The following is a 12,691-nucleotide window of genomic DNA, read 5'->3' on the forward strand; positions in this document are numbered from 1 at the left end:
GTGGAGCGGGGGCAGGTGTTGGCGAAGCCTGGGACGATTACGCCGCACACCAAGTTTGAGGCCTCGGTGTACGTTTTGAAGAAGGAGGAGGGTGGGAGGCACACGGGGTTTTTTTCCGGGTACCGTCCGCAGTTTTACTTTCGGACCACGGACGTGACGGGGGTGGTGGAGCTGCCTCCTGGGGTGGAGATGGTGATGCCTGGGGACAACGTGACCTTCACGGTGGAGCTCATCAAGCCGGTGGCCTTGGAGGAGGGCCTCCGCTTCGCCATCCGGGAAGGCGGCCGCACCGTGGGCGCCGGCGTGGTCACCAAGATCCTGGAGTGAGGTGAGGCATGCCCAAGATTCGCATCAAGCTACGGGGCTTTGACCACAAGACCTTGGACGCCTCGGCCCAGAGGATCGTGGAGGCCGCCAGGCGTTCCGGGGCCCAGGTGTCAGGGCCCGTCCCCTTGCCCACCCGGGTGCGGCGCTTCACCGTGATCCGGGGTCCCTTCAAGCATAAGGACTCCCGGGAGCACTTTGAGCTCCGCACCCACCACCGCTTGGTGGACATCCTCAACCCCAACCGCAAGACCATAGAGAACCTCATGTCCTTGGACCTGCCCACCGGCGTGGAGATCGAGATCAAGACCGTGGGAGGTGGCAAGTGAAGGGCATCCTGGGCGTGAAGGTGGGCATGACCCGGATCTACAAGGAGGACCGGGCCATCCCCGTCACCGTCATCCTGGCGGGGCCCTGCCCCGTGGTGCAGCGGCGCACGCCGGAGAAGGACGGCTACCTGGCGGTACAGCTCGGCTTCCTCCCCCAGAAGCCCAAGCGGGTCAACCGGCCCATGAAGGGGCACTTCGCCAAGGCCGGGGTTCAGCCCGTGCGGATTCTTAAGGAGATCCGGGGCTTTAACCCCGAAGCCGACGTGGTTACCGTGGAGATCTTCCAGCCCGGGGAAAGGGTGGACGTGACCGGCACCTCCAAGGGGCGGGGCTTCGCCGGCGTCATAAAGCGCTGGAACTTCGCGGGCGGGCCCGACTCCCACGGCGCCCACAAGATCCACCGCCATCCGGGCTCCATCGGCAACCGGAAGACCCCAGGCCGCGTCTACAAGGGCAAGAAGATGGCGGGCCGCTACGGGGCCGAGCGGGTTACGGTGCAGAACCTCGAGGTGGTGGACGTCCTCCCCGAGGAGAACCTCCTCTTGGTGAAAGGCGCCGTCCCCGGGCCGAACGGGGGCCTCTTGCTGGTGCGGGAGGCCAAGAAGGTGGCCAAGTAAAGGAGGGTATGGCTGTGTACCAGATTCCTGTGCTTTCCTCTGCCGGCAAGCGAGAGCTTGCGGCGGACCTGCCCCAGGAGGTCAACCCCCACCTCCTTTGGGAGGTGGTGCGCTGGCAGCTGGCCAAGCGCCGCCGGGGAACCGCCAGCACCAAGACCCGGGGTGAGGTGGCCTATTCCAGCCGGAAGATCTACCCCCAGAAGCACACCGGGCGGGCCCGCCACGGGGACATCGGGGCCCCCATCTTCGTGGGCGGGGGCGTGGTCTTCGGTCCCAAGCCCCGGGACTACGGCTACACCCTGCCCAAGAAGGTGCGGAAGAAGGGGCTTGCCATGGCCGTGGCCGACCGGGCCAAGGAGGGGAAGCTCCTTCTGGTGGAGGACTTCGCCGGGGTGAACGGCAAGACCAAGGAGTTTCTGGCCTGGGCCAGGGAGGCGGGCCTGGACGGCTCGGAAAGCGTTCTTTTGGTGGCGGAAAGCGAGCTGGTGCGCCGCGCCGCCCGCAACCTTCCCTGGGTGGTGGTCCTCGCCCCTGAGGGCCTCAACGTCTACGATATTCTGCGCACCGAGCGTCTGGTGATGGACCTAAAGGCTTGGGAAGCGTTCCAGGATCGCCTGGGAGGTAAGGAATGAAGACCGCCTACGACGTGATCCTGGCCCCGGTGCTTTCCGAGAAGGCCTACGCGGGTTTCGCCGAGGGCAAGTACACCTTCTGGGTGCACCCCAAGGCCACCAAAACCGAGATCAAGCAGGCGGTGGAGGAAGCCTTCAAGGTGAAGGTGGTGGGGGTGAACACCCTCAGGGTGCGGGGCAAGAAGAAGCGCCTGGGCCGCTACCTGGGCAAGCGCCCCGACCGCAAGAAGGCCATCGTGCAGGTGGCCTCCGGGCAGAAGATTGAGGCCCTGGAGGGCCTCATCTAGACCCCGCCGGGAAAGGGAGCCCGGCCCTGATCCGGCAAGGGAGGAAAGGAATGCCAGTAAAGAAGTTCAAACCCTACACCCCAAGCCGCCGCTTCATGACGGTGGCCGACTTCTCCGAGATCACCAAGACCGAGCCGGAGAAGTCCTTGGTCGTCCCCCTCAAGAAGACGGGGGGGCGCAACAACCAGGGCCGCATCACCGTGCGTTTCCGCGGGGGCGGCCACAAGCGGCTTTACCGCATCGTTGACTTCAAGCGCTGGGACAAGGCGGGCATCCCCGCCAAGGTGGCGGCCATTGAGTACGACCCCAACCGCTCGGCCCGCATCGCCTTGCTCCACTATATAGACGGGGAAAAACGGTACATCATCGCCCCGGACGGCCTGCAGGTGGGGCAGCAGGTGGTGGCGGGGCCCGACGCCCCCATCCAGGTGGGCAACGCCCTGCCCCTCCGCTTCATCCCCGTGGGCACCGTGGTCCATGCGGTGGAGCTCGTGCCCAAGCAGGGGGCCAAGCTGGCCCGCTCCGCCGGCACCAGCGCCCAGATCCAGGGGCGGGAGGGGGACTACGTGATCCTCCGCCTGCCCTCGGGAGAGCTCAGGAAGGTGCACGGGGAGTGCTACGCCGCCATCGGTGCGGTGGGCAACGCCGACCACAAGAACATCGTCCTGGGGAAGGCCGGCCGCACCCGCTGGCTCGGCCGCAAGCCCCACGTGCGCGGCGCCGCCATGAACCCGGTGGACCACCCCCACGGCGGCGGCGAGGGCCGGGCCCCCCGGGGCCGTCCCCCCGCCTCGCCTTGGGGCTGGCAGACCAAGGGGCTCAAGACGAGGAAGCGGCGCAAGCCTTCTAGCCGGTTCATCATCGCCCGGCGGAAGAAGTGAGGTGAGCCATGCCGCGTAGCTTGAAAAAGGGCGTTTTCGTAGACGACCACCTCCTGGAGAAGGTCCTGGAGCTCAACGCCAAGGGGGAGAAGCGGCTCATCAAGACCTGGAGCCGCCGCTCCACCATTGTTCCGGAGATGGTGGGCCACACCATCGCGGTCTACAACGGCAAGCAGCACGTGCCCGTCTACATCACCGAGAACATGGTGGGCCACAAGCTCGGCGAGTTCGCGCCCACCCGCACCTACCGGGGGCACGGCAAAGAGGCCAAGGCCACCAAGAAGAAGTAGCCATGGAAGCGAAAGCCATAGCCCGTTACGTGCGCATCGCCCCCAGGAAGGTCCGCCTGGTGGTGGACCTCATCCGGGGGAAGAGCCTCGAGGAGGCCCGCAACATCCTGCGCTACACCAACAAGCGGGGGGCCTACTACGTGGCCAAGGTGCTGGAGTCCGCCGCCGCCAACGCCGTCAACAACTACGACATGCTGGAGGACCGGCTTTACGTGAAGGCGGCCTTTGTGGACGAGGGGCCCACCCTGAAGCGGGTCCTCCCTAGGGCCCGGGGCCGGGCGGACATCATGAAGAAGAGGACCAGCCACATCACGGTGATCGTGGGGGAGAAGCATGGGAAATAAGATCCACCCCATCGGGTTCCGGCTTGGCATCACCCGGGACTGGGAGTCCCGCTGGTACGCCGGCAAGAAGCAGTACCGCCACCTCCTCTGGGAGGACCAGGAGATCCGCAACTACCTTACCAAGGAGCTCTACCCTGCGGGCCTGGCGCGGGTGGACATTGAGCGCGCGGCGGACAACGTGGCGGTGACCGTCCACGTGGCCAAGCCGGGCGTGGTCATCGGCCGGGGCGGGGAGAAGATCAAGGTCCTGCGGGACGCCCTCGCCAAGATGACCGGGAAAAACGTGGCCCTAAACGTCCAGGAGATCCAGAACCCCAACCTCTCCGCCCCCCTGGTGGCCCAGCGGGTGGCGGAGCAGATAGAGCGCCGCTTCGCCGTGCGCCGGGCCATCAAGCAGGCGGTGCAGCGGGTGATGGAGGCCGGGGCTAAGGGGGCCAAGGTCATCGTCTCCGGCCGCATCGGCGGCGCGGAGCAGGCCCGCACCGAGTGGGCCGCCGAGGGCCGGGTACCGCTCCAGACCCTGCGTGCTAACATAGACTATGGCTTCGCTCTGGCCCGCACCACCTACGGGGTGCTGGGGGTCAAGGCGTACGTCTTCCTGGGTGAGGTGATCGGCGGCCAGAAGGCCAAGGCCCGCCTCGAGGGCGCCAAGGCTGAGGAGAGGCCCCGCCGCCGTCGCCCCGCCGTGCGGGTGAAGAAGGAGGAGTAAGCCATGCTGATGCCCAGGCGCATGAAGTACCGCAAGCAGCACCGGGGCCGGATGAAGGGGGCCACCAAGGGCGGGGATTACGTGGCCTTCGGGGACTTCGGCCTGGTGGCCCTGGAGCCCGCCTGGATCACCTCCCAGCAGATCGAGGCCGCCCGTGTGGCCATGGTGCGCCACTTCCGCCGCGGGGGGAAGATCTTCATCCGCATCTTCCCCGACAAGCCCTACACCAAGAAGCCCCTGGAGGTGCGGATGGGTAAGGGCAAGGGCAACGTGGAGGGGTACGTGGCCGTGGTGAAGCCGGGCCGGGTGATGTTTGAGGTGGCGGGGGTGACGGAGGAGCAGGCCCTGGAGGCCCTGCGCATCGCCGGCCACAAGCTCCCCATCAAGACCAAGATCGTGAGGAGGGACGCCTACGATGAAGCTCAGTGAGGTGAAGAAGCAGCTGGAGGAGGCCCGGAAGCTCTCCCCGGTGGAGCTGGAGAGGCTCGTGCGGGAAAAGAAGCGGGAGCTCATGGAGCTCCGCTTCCAGGCCTCCATCGGCCAGCTTTCCCAGAACCACAGGATCCGGGACCTCAAGCGCCAGATCGCCAGGCTCCTTACGGTCTTGAACGAGAAGAGGAGGGCCAATGCCTAAGAAGGTCCTGACCGGGGTGGTGGTGAGCGACAAGATGCAGAAGACCGTCACGGTCCTGGTGGAGCGCCAGTTCCCCCACCCCCTTTACGGCAAGGTGATCAAACGCTCCAAGAAGTACCTGGCCCACGACCCCGAGGAGAAGTACAAGCTGGGGGACGTGGTGGAGATCGTGGAGTCCCGCCCCATCTCCCGGCGCAAGCGCTTTAGGGTGCTCCGCCTGGTGGAATCGGGCCGGTTGGACCTGGTGGAGAAGTACCTGGTGCGCCGCCAGAACTACCAAAGCCTTTCCAAGCGGGGAGGTAAGGCATGATCCAGCCGCAGACCTACCTCGAGGTGGCCGACAACACCGGGGCCCGCAAGATCATGTGCATCCGCGTCCTCAAGGGCTCCAACGCCAAGTACGCCACCGTGGGGGACGTGATCGTGGCCAGCGTTAAGGAGGCCATCCCCCGGGGGGCGGTGAAGGAAGGGGACGTGGTCAAGGCCGTGGTGGTGCGCACCAAGAAAGAGGTGAAGCGCCCCGACGGCTCGGCCATCCGCTTTGACGACAACGCCGCGGTGATCATCAACAACCAGCTGGAGCCTCGAGGCACCCGGGTCTTCGGCCCGGTGGCCCGCGAGCTCCGCGAGAAGGGCTTCATGAAGATCGTCTCCCTGGCGCCGGAGGTGCTCTGATGCGGGCCAAGGTGCACGTGAAGAAGGGGGACACCGTGCTGGTGGCCTCCGGGAAGTACAAGGGCCGGGTGGGCAAGGTGAAGCAGGTCCTGCCCAGGAAGCAGGCCGTCATCGTGGAAGGGGTCAACCTGGTGAAGAAGGCGGTGCGGGTGAGCCCCCAGTACCCCCAGGGGGGGTTCATCGAGAAGGAGGCGCCCCTGCACGCCTCCAAGGTCCGCCCCCTATGCCCCGCCTGCGGCAAGCCCACCCGGGTGCGCAAGAAGTTCTTGGAGGACGGGCGGAAGATCCGGGTCTGCGCCAAGTGCGGCGGGTCCCTAGACGTGGAGGAGTAAGATGCCCCTGGACGTTGCCCTGAAGAGGAAGTACTACGAGGAGGTTCGCCCCGAGCTCATCCGCCGCTTCGGGTACCAGAACATCTGGGAGGTGCCGAGGCTAGCGAAGGTGGTGGTCAACCAGGGCCTGGGCGAGGCCAAGGAGGACGCCCGCATCCTGGAGAAGGCCGCCAAGGAGCTTTCCCTCATCACCGGGCAGAAGCCCGCCATCACCCGGGCCAAGAAGTCCATCTCCAACTTCAAGCTCCGCAAGGGCATGCCCATCGGGCTCAGGGTCACGCTCCGCGGCGACCGCATGTGGATCTTCCTGGAGAAGCTCTTAAGCGTGGCCCTCCCCCGCATCCGCGACTTCCGCGGGGTCAGCCCCACGAGCTTTGACGGCCGGGGCAACTACAACCTGGGCCTCAAGGAGCAGCTCATCTTCCCCGAGATCACCTACGACATGGTGGACGCCCTAAGGGGGATGGACATCGCGGTGGTGACCACCGCCAAGACCGACGAGGAGGCCCGGGCTCTTTTGGAGCTTTTGGGCTTCCCCTTCCGCAAGTGAGGCGAGCATGGCGAGGAAAGCGCTGATCGAGAAGGCCAAGAGGACCCCAAAGTTCAAGGTGCGGGCCTACACCCGTTGCGTCCGCTGCGGGAGGGCGAGGAGCGTCTACCGCTACTTCGGGCTCTGCCGGCTCTGCCTCAGGGAGCTCGCCCACAAGGGGCAGCTTCCCGGGGTGAAAAAGGCCAGCTGGTAGGCCGTGGCCGGTCGGGGGGGTTCCCTCGAGACCGCATGGTCCTGGAGTGAGGTAAAAGGAGAGAGGAAATGCTGACGGACCCCATCGCCGACATGCTGACCCGGATCAGGAACGCCACCCGGGTCTACAAGGAGAGCACCGAGGTGCCCGCCTCGCGCTTCAAGGAGGAGATCCTGAAGATCCTGGCGCGGGAAGGGTTCATCAAGGGCTACGAGCGGGTGGAGGTGGAGGGCAAGCCCGTGCTTCGCATCCACCTGAAGTACGGGCCCCGTCGCCAGGGGCCCGACCCCAGGCCGGAGCAGGTCATCAAGCACATCCGCCGCATCAGCCGGCCTGGCCGCCGGGTCTACGTGGGGGTCAAGGAGATCCCCAGGGTGCGCCGGGGCCTGGGTATCGCCATCCTTTCCACGCCCAAGGGCGTGCTCACGGACCGCGAGGCCCGGAAGCTCGGCGTGGGCGGCGAGCTCATCTGCGAGGTGTGGTGATGTCTAGGATCGGCAGGCTTCCCATTTCCCTTCCCAAGGGGGTCCAGGTGGAGGTGGCCCCGGGGCTCGTGAAGGTGAGAGGCCCCAAGGGCGAGCTCCAGGTCCCCGTTTCCCCGGAGATGCGGGTGGTGGTGGAGGAGGGCGTGGTGCGGGTGGAGCGCCCCTCGGACGAGCGCCGCCACAAAAGCCTTCACGGCCTGACCCGGACCCTCATCGCCAACGCCGTCAAGGGGGTTTCCGAGGGCTACGCCAAGGAGCTCCTCATCAAGGGCATCGGCTACCGCGCCCGGCTGGTGGGGCGGGCCCTCGAGCTCACCGTGGGCTTTAGCCACCCGGTGGTGGTGGAGCCCCCGGAGGGCATTACCTTTGAGGTGCCCGAGCCCACGCGGGTCCGGGTGCTGGGCATCGACAAGCAGAGGGTGGGCCAGGTGGCCGCGGACATCCGCGCCGTGAAGAAGCCCAGCGCCTACCACGAGAAGGGCATCTACTACGCGGGCGAGCCCGTCCGCCTTAAGCCCGGCAAGGCCGGGGCCAAGAAGTAGGGGGGAGCATGGCACGGCTAACCGCTTACGAGCGCCGCAAGTTTCGGGTGCGCAACCGCATCAAGCGCACGGGCAGGCTCCGCCTTTCCGTCTTCCGGAGCCTCAAACACATCTACGCCCAGATCATTGACGACGAGAAGGGCGAGACCCTGGTGGCCGAATCCAGCCTGGCCCTGAAGCTCAAGGGCAACAAGACCGAGGTGGCCCGCCAGGTGGGCCGGGCCTTGGCCGAGAAGGCCCTGGCCAAGGGGATCAAGCAGGTGGCCTTTGACCGCGGGCCCTACAAGTACCACGGCCGGGTGAAGGCCCTGGCCGAGGGGGCCCGGGAGGGGGGCCTGGAGTTCTAAGGAGGAACCATGCCCGAGACCGATTTTGAGGAGAAGATGATCCTGGTGCGGCGCACCGCCAAGACCTACCAGGGCGGACGCCGTTTCCGCTTCGGCGCCTTGGTGGTGGTGGGGGATCGGCAGGGCCGGGTGGGCCTGGGGCTGGGCAAGGCCAAGGAGGTGCCCTTGGCCGTGCAGAAGGCGGGCTACTACGCCCGGCGCAACATGGTGGAGGTTCCCCTCCAAAACGGCACCATCCCCCACGAGATCGAGGTGGAGTACGGGGCCTCCAAAATCCTCTTGAAGCCCGCCGCCCCCGGCACCGGGGTGATCGCCGGGGCGGTGCCCCGGGCCATCCTGGAGCTTGCGGGGATCACCGACATCCTCACCAAGGAGCTGGGGAGCCGCAACCCCATCAACATCGCCTACGCCACCATGGAGGCCCTAAGGCAGCTCCAGACCAAGGAGGACGTGAAGCGCCTCAGGAAGGGTGGGGAGGAGTGATGGCCAGGCTCAAGGTGAAGCTGGTGAAGAGCCCCATCGGCTACCCCAAGGACCAGAAGGCGGCCCTCAAGGCCCTGGGGCTTAGGCGGCTCCAGCAGGAGCGGGTCCTCGAGGACACCCCCGCCATCCGGGGGAACGTGGAGAAGGTGGCGCACCTCGTGCGCGTGGAGGTGGTGGAATGAAGCTTACGGACCTCAAGCCCAACCCCGGGGCCAACCGGAAGCGCAAGCGGGTGGGCCGGGGCCCCGGTTCCGGCCATGGCAAGACCGCCACCCGCGGCCACAAGGGGCAGAAGTCCCGCTCGGGCGGCCTCAAGGACCCCCGGCGCTTTGAGGGCGGGCGCTCCACCACCCTCATGCGCCTGCCCAAGCGGGGCATGCAGGGCCAGGTGCCCGGGGAGATCAAGCGCCCCCGGTACCAGGGGGTGAACCTGAAGGACCTCGCCCGCTTTGAGGGGGAGGTGACCCCCGAGCTTTTGGTGCGGGCGGGGATCCTGAAGAAGGGGTACCGGCTGAAGATCCTGGGCGAGGGGGAGGCCAAGCCCCTCAAGGTGGTGGCCCACGCCTTCTCCAAGAGCGCCCTGGAGAAGCTGAAGGCCGCGGGCGGCGAGGCCGTCCTCCTGGAGGCTTAAATGCTTAGGGCCTTCCGGAGCGCCCTCCAGATCCCCGAGCTTCGCCAGCGCATCCTCTTCACCCTCTTGGTGCTCGCGGCCTACCGCCTCGGGGCCTTTATCCCCACCCCGGGGGTGGACCTGGACAAGATCCAGGAGTTCTTGCGCACCACCCAGGGGGGGGTGTTCGGCATCATCAACCTCTTCTCCGGGGGCAACTTTGAGCGCTTCTCCATCTTCGCCCTGGGGATCATGCCCTACATCACCGCGGCCATCATCATGCAGCTTTTGGTCACGGTGGTGCCCGCGCTGGAGAAGCTCTCCAAGGAGGGGGAGGAGGGCCGCCGCATCATCAACCAGTACACCCGCATCGGCGGCATCGCTCTGGGGGCCTTCCAGGGCTTCTTCCTGGCCACGGCCTTCCTGGGGGCGGAAGGGGGGCGGTTCCTCCTTCCCGGGTGGTCCCCGGGGCCCTTCTTCTGGCTGGTGGTGGTGGTCACCCAGGTGGCGGGCATCGCCCTCCTCCTCTGGATGGCCGAGCGCATCACCGAGTACGGCATCGGCAACGGCACCAGCATGATCATCTTCGCCGGGATCGTGGTGGACTGGCTCCCCCAACTCCTCCGCACCGCGGGCCTCATCCGCACCGGGGAGGTAAACCTGGTGGCCTTCCTCTTCTTCCTGGCCTTCATCGTCCTGGCCTTTGCCGGCATGGCCGCGGTGCAGCAGGCGGAGCGCCGCATCCCGGTGCAGTACGCCCGCAAGGTGGTGGGCCGGAGGGTCTACGGGGGGCAGGCCACCTACATCCCCATCAAGCTCAACGCCGCCGGGGTGATCCCCATCGTCTTTGCGGCCGCCATCCTGCAGATCCCCATCTTCCTCACCGCCCCCTTCCAGGATAACCCGGTCCTTCAGGCCATCGCCAACTTCTTCAACCCCACCCACCTTTCGGGGCTTCTCCTCGAGGTACTCCTCATCGTCCTCTTCACCTACGTGTACACCGCGGTGCAGTTTGACCCCAGGCGCATCGCCGAGTCCTTGCGGGAGTACGGGGGCTTCATCCCGGGAATCCGCCCCGGGGAGCCCACGGTGAAGTTCCTGGAACACATCGTTTCCAGGCTCACCCTCTGGGGGGCGCTTTTCCTGGGGCTGGTGGCCGCTTTGCCCCAGATCATTCAGAACCTCACCGGGGTCAAGAGCATCGCCTTCTCGGGGATCGGTCTCCTTATCGTGGTGGGGGTGGCCCTGGACACCCTAAGGCAGGTGGAGAGCCAGCTCATGCTCAGGAACTACGAGGGGTTTCTCTCCAAGGGCCGGATCCGCGGCCGCACGCGCTAGGGAGGAGGGATGGGCGAAGCGGTGATCTTCTTGGGGCCGCCGGGGGCGGGCAAGGGCACCCAGGCGGCGAGGCTTGCGGAGGAGCTCGGCTTCAAGAAGCTTTCCACCGGGGACATCCTCCGGGACCACGTGGCCCGGGGGACTCCCCTGGGCCAGCGGGTGAAGCCCATCATGGACCGGGGGGACCTGGTGCCGGACGAGCTGATCCTGGCCCTCATACGGGAGGAGTTGGCGGAAAGGGTCATCCTGGACGGCTTTCCCCGAACCCTACCCCAGGCGGAGGCCCTGGACCGCCTCCTGGAGACCACGGGCACCCGCCTTTTGGGCGTGGTCCTGGTGGAGGTGCCGGAGGAGGAGCTGGTTCGGAGGATGCTCAGGCGGGCCGGGCTCGAGGGCCGCTCCGACGACAACGAGGAGACCATAAGGCGGCGCCTCCAGGTCTACCGGGAAAAGACCGAGCCTTTGGTCCAGTACTATGAGGGGAAGGGGGCCTTGCGGCGGGTGGACGGCCTCGGCACCCCGGATGAGGTCTACGCCCGCATCCGGGCCGCCCTGGGAATCTGATGGCCATCAAGCTGAAAAGCCCCTGGGAGATCGAGCGCATGCGGGAGGCGGGGGCCCTCCTCACCGAGGTGGTGGAGGAGGTGGCCCGCCACGTGGAGCCCGGCATCACCACCAAGGAGCTGGACCGGATCGCCCTCGAGGCCATAAGGAAGCGCAAGGCCAAGCCCGCCTTCTTAGGCCTTTACGGCTTTCCCGCCACCTTGTGCACCTCGGTGAACGAGGTGGTGGTCCACGGCATTCCCTCGGAGGAGCCCCTGAAGGAGGGGGACATCCTCTCCGTGGACGTGGGCCTCTTCTACGGGGGCTTCGCCGCCGACATGGCCCGCACCTTTCCCGTGGGCCGGGTCTCGCCCGAGGCGGAGAGGCTCATCCGGGACACGGAGGCGGCCTTTTGGGAGGGGATGAAATACCTCCGCCCGGGCTTCCGCATCGGGGACGTGTCCTATGCCGTGCAGACCTTTCTGGAGAGCCGGGGCTACGGGGTGGTGCGGGAGTTCGTGGGCCACGGGGTGGGGCGGGAGATCCACGAGGACCCCCAGCTTCCCAACTTCGGTAAGCCCGGCACCGGTCCCAAGATCCGGCCCGGCATGACCCTGGCCCTCGAGCCCATGGTCACCTTGAGGCCCGCCCCTGTGGTAATATTGGAAGATGGCTGGACGGCGAGCGCTGGCCGAGGCAACCTCGCCGCCCACTACGAGAACACCGTCTTGGTGACGGAGGAGGGCCCGGAGCTTCTCACCGGGGTTCCCCTGGTGCGGGCGCGGTAGGAGGGGTATGGCGAAGGAGAAGGACACCATTCGGGCGGAAGGCGTGGTCACCGAGGCGCTGCCCAACACCACCTTTCGGGTGAAGTTGGACTCGGGGCCGGAGATCCTGGCCTACATCTCGGGCAAGATGCGCATGAACTACATCCGCATCCTGCCCGGGGACCGGGTGGTGGTGGAGATCACCCCCTACGACCCCACGCGGGGAAGGATCGTCTACCGCAAGTAGGAGGCGCGATGAAGGTACGGGCATCGGTCAAGAGGATGTGCGAGAAGTGCAAGGTGGTGCGCCGGCACGGCCGGGTCTACGTGATCTGCGAGAACCCCAAGCACAAGCAGCGGCAAGGCTAAGGAGGCGACGTGGCGAGGATCGCAGGCGTGGAGATTCCCAGGAACAAGCGGGTGGACGTGGCCCTCACCTACATCTACGGGATCGGGCCGGCCCGGGCCAAGGAGGCCCTGGAGAAGACGGGGATCAACCCCGCCACCCGGGTGAAGGACCTCACGGAGGCCGAGGTGGTGCGCCTCCGCGAGTACGTGGAGAACACCTGGAAGCTGGAAGGGGAGCTTAGGGCGGAGGTGGCGGCCAACATCAAGCGCCTGATGGACATCGGCTGCTACCGCGGCCTTAGGCACCGGCGGGGGCTTCCGGTGCGGGGCCAGCGCACCCGCACCAACGCCCGTACCCGCAAGGGGCCCCGGAAGACCGTGGCGGGCAAGAAGAAGGCTCCCAGGAAGTAAGCCCTTAGGCTGGGGCCAGC

28 protein-coding genes are annotated in these 12,691 nt (G+C 66.8%); all 28 read left to right on the forward strand.

The window, feature by feature from the left end; genetic code table 11:
- A partial coding sequence (locus AC01Y6_RS00005; RefSeq protein ID WP_476669711.1) for an EF-Tu C-terminal domain-related protein occupies positions 1-327 on the forward strand: 327 nt, incomplete at its 5' end.
- Between the two features lie 8 nt (positions 328-335).
- Positions 336-653 carry a 30S ribosomal protein S10 gene (gene rpsJ, locus AC01Y6_RS00010; protein ID WP_054647667.1) on the forward strand — a complete coding sequence of 106 codons (318 nt, stop codon included), beginning with the start codon at positions 336-338 and terminating at the stop codon, positions 651-653.
- Complete coding sequence (gene rplC / locus AC01Y6_RS00015) at positions 650-1,270, forward strand: 50S ribosomal protein L3 (RefSeq protein WP_428722191.1); 621 nt, start codon at positions 650-652, stop codon at positions 1,268-1,270. The genes rpsJ and rplC overlap by 4 nt, the downstream gene beginning before the upstream one ends.
- An 8-nt stretch (positions 1,271-1,278) precedes the next feature.
- On the forward strand, positions 1,279-1,902 hold the full coding sequence (rplD, locus tag AC01Y6_RS00020; RefSeq protein ID WP_428719509.1) for a 50S ribosomal protein L4: 624 nt from the start codon (positions 1,279-1,281) through the stop codon (positions 1,900-1,902).
- On the forward strand, positions 1,899-2,189 hold the full coding sequence (locus AC01Y6_RS00025; RefSeq protein ID WP_347242106.1) for a 50S ribosomal protein L23: 291 nt from the start codon (positions 1,899-1,901) through the stop codon (positions 2,187-2,189). The genes rplD and AC01Y6_RS00025 overlap by 4 nt, the downstream gene beginning before the upstream one ends.
- 50 nt (positions 2,190-2,239) lie before the next feature.
- Complete coding sequence (gene rplB / locus AC01Y6_RS00030) at positions 2,240-3,070, forward strand: 50S ribosomal protein L2 (RefSeq protein WP_347242107.1); 831 nt, start codon at positions 2,240-2,242, stop codon at positions 3,068-3,070.
- 8 nt (positions 3,071-3,078) lie between these two features.
- Complete coding sequence (gene rpsS, locus AC01Y6_RS00035; RefSeq protein ID WP_011173711.1) at positions 3,079-3,360, forward strand: 30S ribosomal protein S19; 282 nt, start codon at positions 3,079-3,081, stop codon at positions 3,358-3,360.
- Between the two features lie 2 nt (positions 3,361-3,362).
- Entirely contained in the window at positions 3,363-3,704 is a 342-nt protein-coding gene (gene rplV / locus AC01Y6_RS00040; protein WP_347242108.1) for a 50S ribosomal protein L22, read from the forward strand.
- On the forward strand, positions 3,694-4,413 hold the full coding sequence (rpsC, locus tag AC01Y6_RS00045) for a 30S ribosomal protein S3 (protein WP_347242109.1): 720 nt from the start codon (positions 3,694-3,696) through the stop codon (positions 4,411-4,413). Before rplV ends, rpsC begins: the two co-directional genes overlap by 11 nt.
- 3 nt (positions 4,414-4,416) lie before the next feature.
- Positions 4,417-4,842, forward strand: a complete 426-nt coding sequence (gene rplP / locus AC01Y6_RS00050) for a 50S ribosomal protein L16 (RefSeq protein WP_347242110.1) — start codon at positions 4,417-4,419, stop codon at positions 4,840-4,842.
- The gene (gene rpmC / locus AC01Y6_RS00055; protein WP_347242111.1) at positions 4,829-5,047 is read left to right on the forward strand and encodes a 50S ribosomal protein L29; all 219 of its coding nucleotides are present in this window, start codon (positions 4,829-4,831) and stop codon (positions 5,045-5,047) included. The genes rplP and rpmC overlap by 14 nt, the downstream gene beginning before the upstream one ends.
- Complete coding sequence (gene rpsQ / locus AC01Y6_RS00060; RefSeq protein WP_347242112.1) at positions 5,040-5,357, forward strand: 30S ribosomal protein S17; 318 nt, start codon at positions 5,040-5,042, stop codon at positions 5,355-5,357. The genes rpmC and rpsQ overlap by 8 nt, the downstream gene beginning before the upstream one ends.
- Positions 5,354-5,722 carry a 50S ribosomal protein L14 gene (rplN, locus tag AC01Y6_RS00065; protein WP_003043914.1) on the forward strand — a complete coding sequence of 123 codons (369 nt, stop codon included), beginning with the start codon at positions 5,354-5,356 and terminating at the stop codon, positions 5,720-5,722. Before rpsQ ends, rplN begins: the two co-directional genes overlap by 4 nt.
- Positions 5,722-6,054, forward strand: coding sequence for a 50S ribosomal protein L24 (rplX, locus tag AC01Y6_RS00070; RefSeq protein WP_428719510.1), 333 nt, complete (start codon positions 5,722-5,724; stop codon positions 6,052-6,054). The genes rplN and rplX overlap by 1 nt, the downstream gene beginning before the upstream one ends.
- A 1-nt stretch (position 6,055) precedes the next feature.
- On the forward strand, positions 6,056-6,604 hold the full coding sequence (gene rplE / locus AC01Y6_RS00075; RefSeq protein ID WP_347242114.1) for a 50S ribosomal protein L5: 549 nt from the start codon (positions 6,056-6,058) through the stop codon (positions 6,602-6,604).
- 7 nt (positions 6,605-6,611) lie between these two features.
- Positions 6,612-6,797 carry a type Z 30S ribosomal protein S14 gene (locus tag AC01Y6_RS00080; protein ID WP_018111303.1) on the forward strand — a complete coding sequence of 62 codons (186 nt, stop codon included), beginning with the start codon at positions 6,612-6,614 and terminating at the stop codon, positions 6,795-6,797.
- Between the two features lie 68 nt (positions 6,798-6,865).
- Entirely contained in the window at positions 6,866-7,282 is a 417-nt protein-coding gene (rpsH, locus tag AC01Y6_RS00085; RefSeq protein ID WP_054637958.1) for a 30S ribosomal protein S8, read from the forward strand.
- Positions 7,282-7,824, forward strand: coding sequence for a 50S ribosomal protein L6 (gene rplF / locus AC01Y6_RS00090; protein WP_347242115.1), 543 nt, complete (start codon positions 7,282-7,284; stop codon positions 7,822-7,824). Before rpsH ends, rplF begins: the two co-directional genes overlap by 1 nt.
- Before the next feature lie 8 nt (positions 7,825-7,832).
- Positions 7,833-8,171 (forward strand): 50S ribosomal protein L18, encoded by a 339-nt coding sequence (gene rplR / locus AC01Y6_RS00095; protein WP_234507146.1) that lies wholly within the window; start codon positions 7,833-7,835, stop codon positions 8,169-8,171.
- A 9-nt stretch (positions 8,172-8,180) separates the two neighbouring features.
- Entirely contained in the window at positions 8,181-8,654 is a 474-nt protein-coding gene (gene rpsE / locus AC01Y6_RS00100) for a 30S ribosomal protein S5 (RefSeq protein WP_347242116.1), read from the forward strand.
- Positions 8,654-8,836 carry a 50S ribosomal protein L30 gene (rpmD, locus tag AC01Y6_RS00105; protein WP_347242117.1) on the forward strand — a complete coding sequence of 61 codons (183 nt, stop codon included), beginning with the start codon at positions 8,654-8,656 and terminating at the stop codon, positions 8,834-8,836. The genes rpsE and rpmD overlap by 1 nt, the downstream gene beginning before the upstream one ends.
- Positions 8,833-9,285: a 50S ribosomal protein L15 gene (gene rplO / locus AC01Y6_RS00110; protein ID WP_347242118.1), complete on the forward strand. Its 453-nt coding sequence runs from the start codon at positions 8,833-8,835 to the stop codon at positions 9,283-9,285. The genes rpmD and rplO overlap by 4 nt, the downstream gene beginning before the upstream one ends.
- Entirely contained in the window at positions 9,286-10,602 is a 1,317-nt protein-coding gene (secY, locus tag AC01Y6_RS00115; RefSeq protein WP_476669721.1) for a preprotein translocase subunit SecY, read from the forward strand.
- A 9-nt stretch (positions 10,603-10,611) separates the two neighbouring features.
- The gene (locus tag AC01Y6_RS00120) at positions 10,612-11,166 is read left to right on the forward strand and encodes an adenylate kinase (protein ID WP_347242120.1); all 555 of its coding nucleotides are present in this window, start codon (positions 10,612-10,614) and stop codon (positions 11,164-11,166) included.
- Positions 11,166-11,933: a type I methionyl aminopeptidase gene (gene map / locus AC01Y6_RS00125; protein WP_428719512.1), complete on the forward strand. Its 768-nt coding sequence runs from the start codon at positions 11,166-11,168 to the stop codon at positions 11,931-11,933. Before AC01Y6_RS00120 ends, map begins: the two co-directional genes overlap by 1 nt.
- 7 nt (positions 11,934-11,940) lie before the next feature.
- On the forward strand, positions 11,941-12,159 hold the full coding sequence (gene infA, locus AC01Y6_RS00130; RefSeq protein ID WP_347242122.1) for a translation initiation factor IF-1: 219 nt from the start codon (positions 11,941-11,943) through the stop codon (positions 12,157-12,159).
- A gap of 8 nt (positions 12,160-12,167) precedes the next feature.
- Positions 12,168-12,281, forward strand: coding sequence for a 50S ribosomal protein L36 (gene rpmJ, locus AC01Y6_RS00135; RefSeq protein ID WP_003043944.1), 114 nt, complete (start codon positions 12,168-12,170; stop codon positions 12,279-12,281).
- A 9-nt stretch (positions 12,282-12,290) separates the two neighbouring features.
- Positions 12,291-12,671: a 30S ribosomal protein S13 gene (gene rpsM, locus AC01Y6_RS00140; protein WP_039458154.1), complete on the forward strand. Its 381-nt coding sequence runs from the start codon at positions 12,291-12,293 to the stop codon at positions 12,669-12,671.
- The last annotated feature ends 20 nt before the right edge of the window (positions 12,672-12,691 follow it).

The sequence above is a fragment of the Thermus sp. genome (assembly GCF_056332225.1).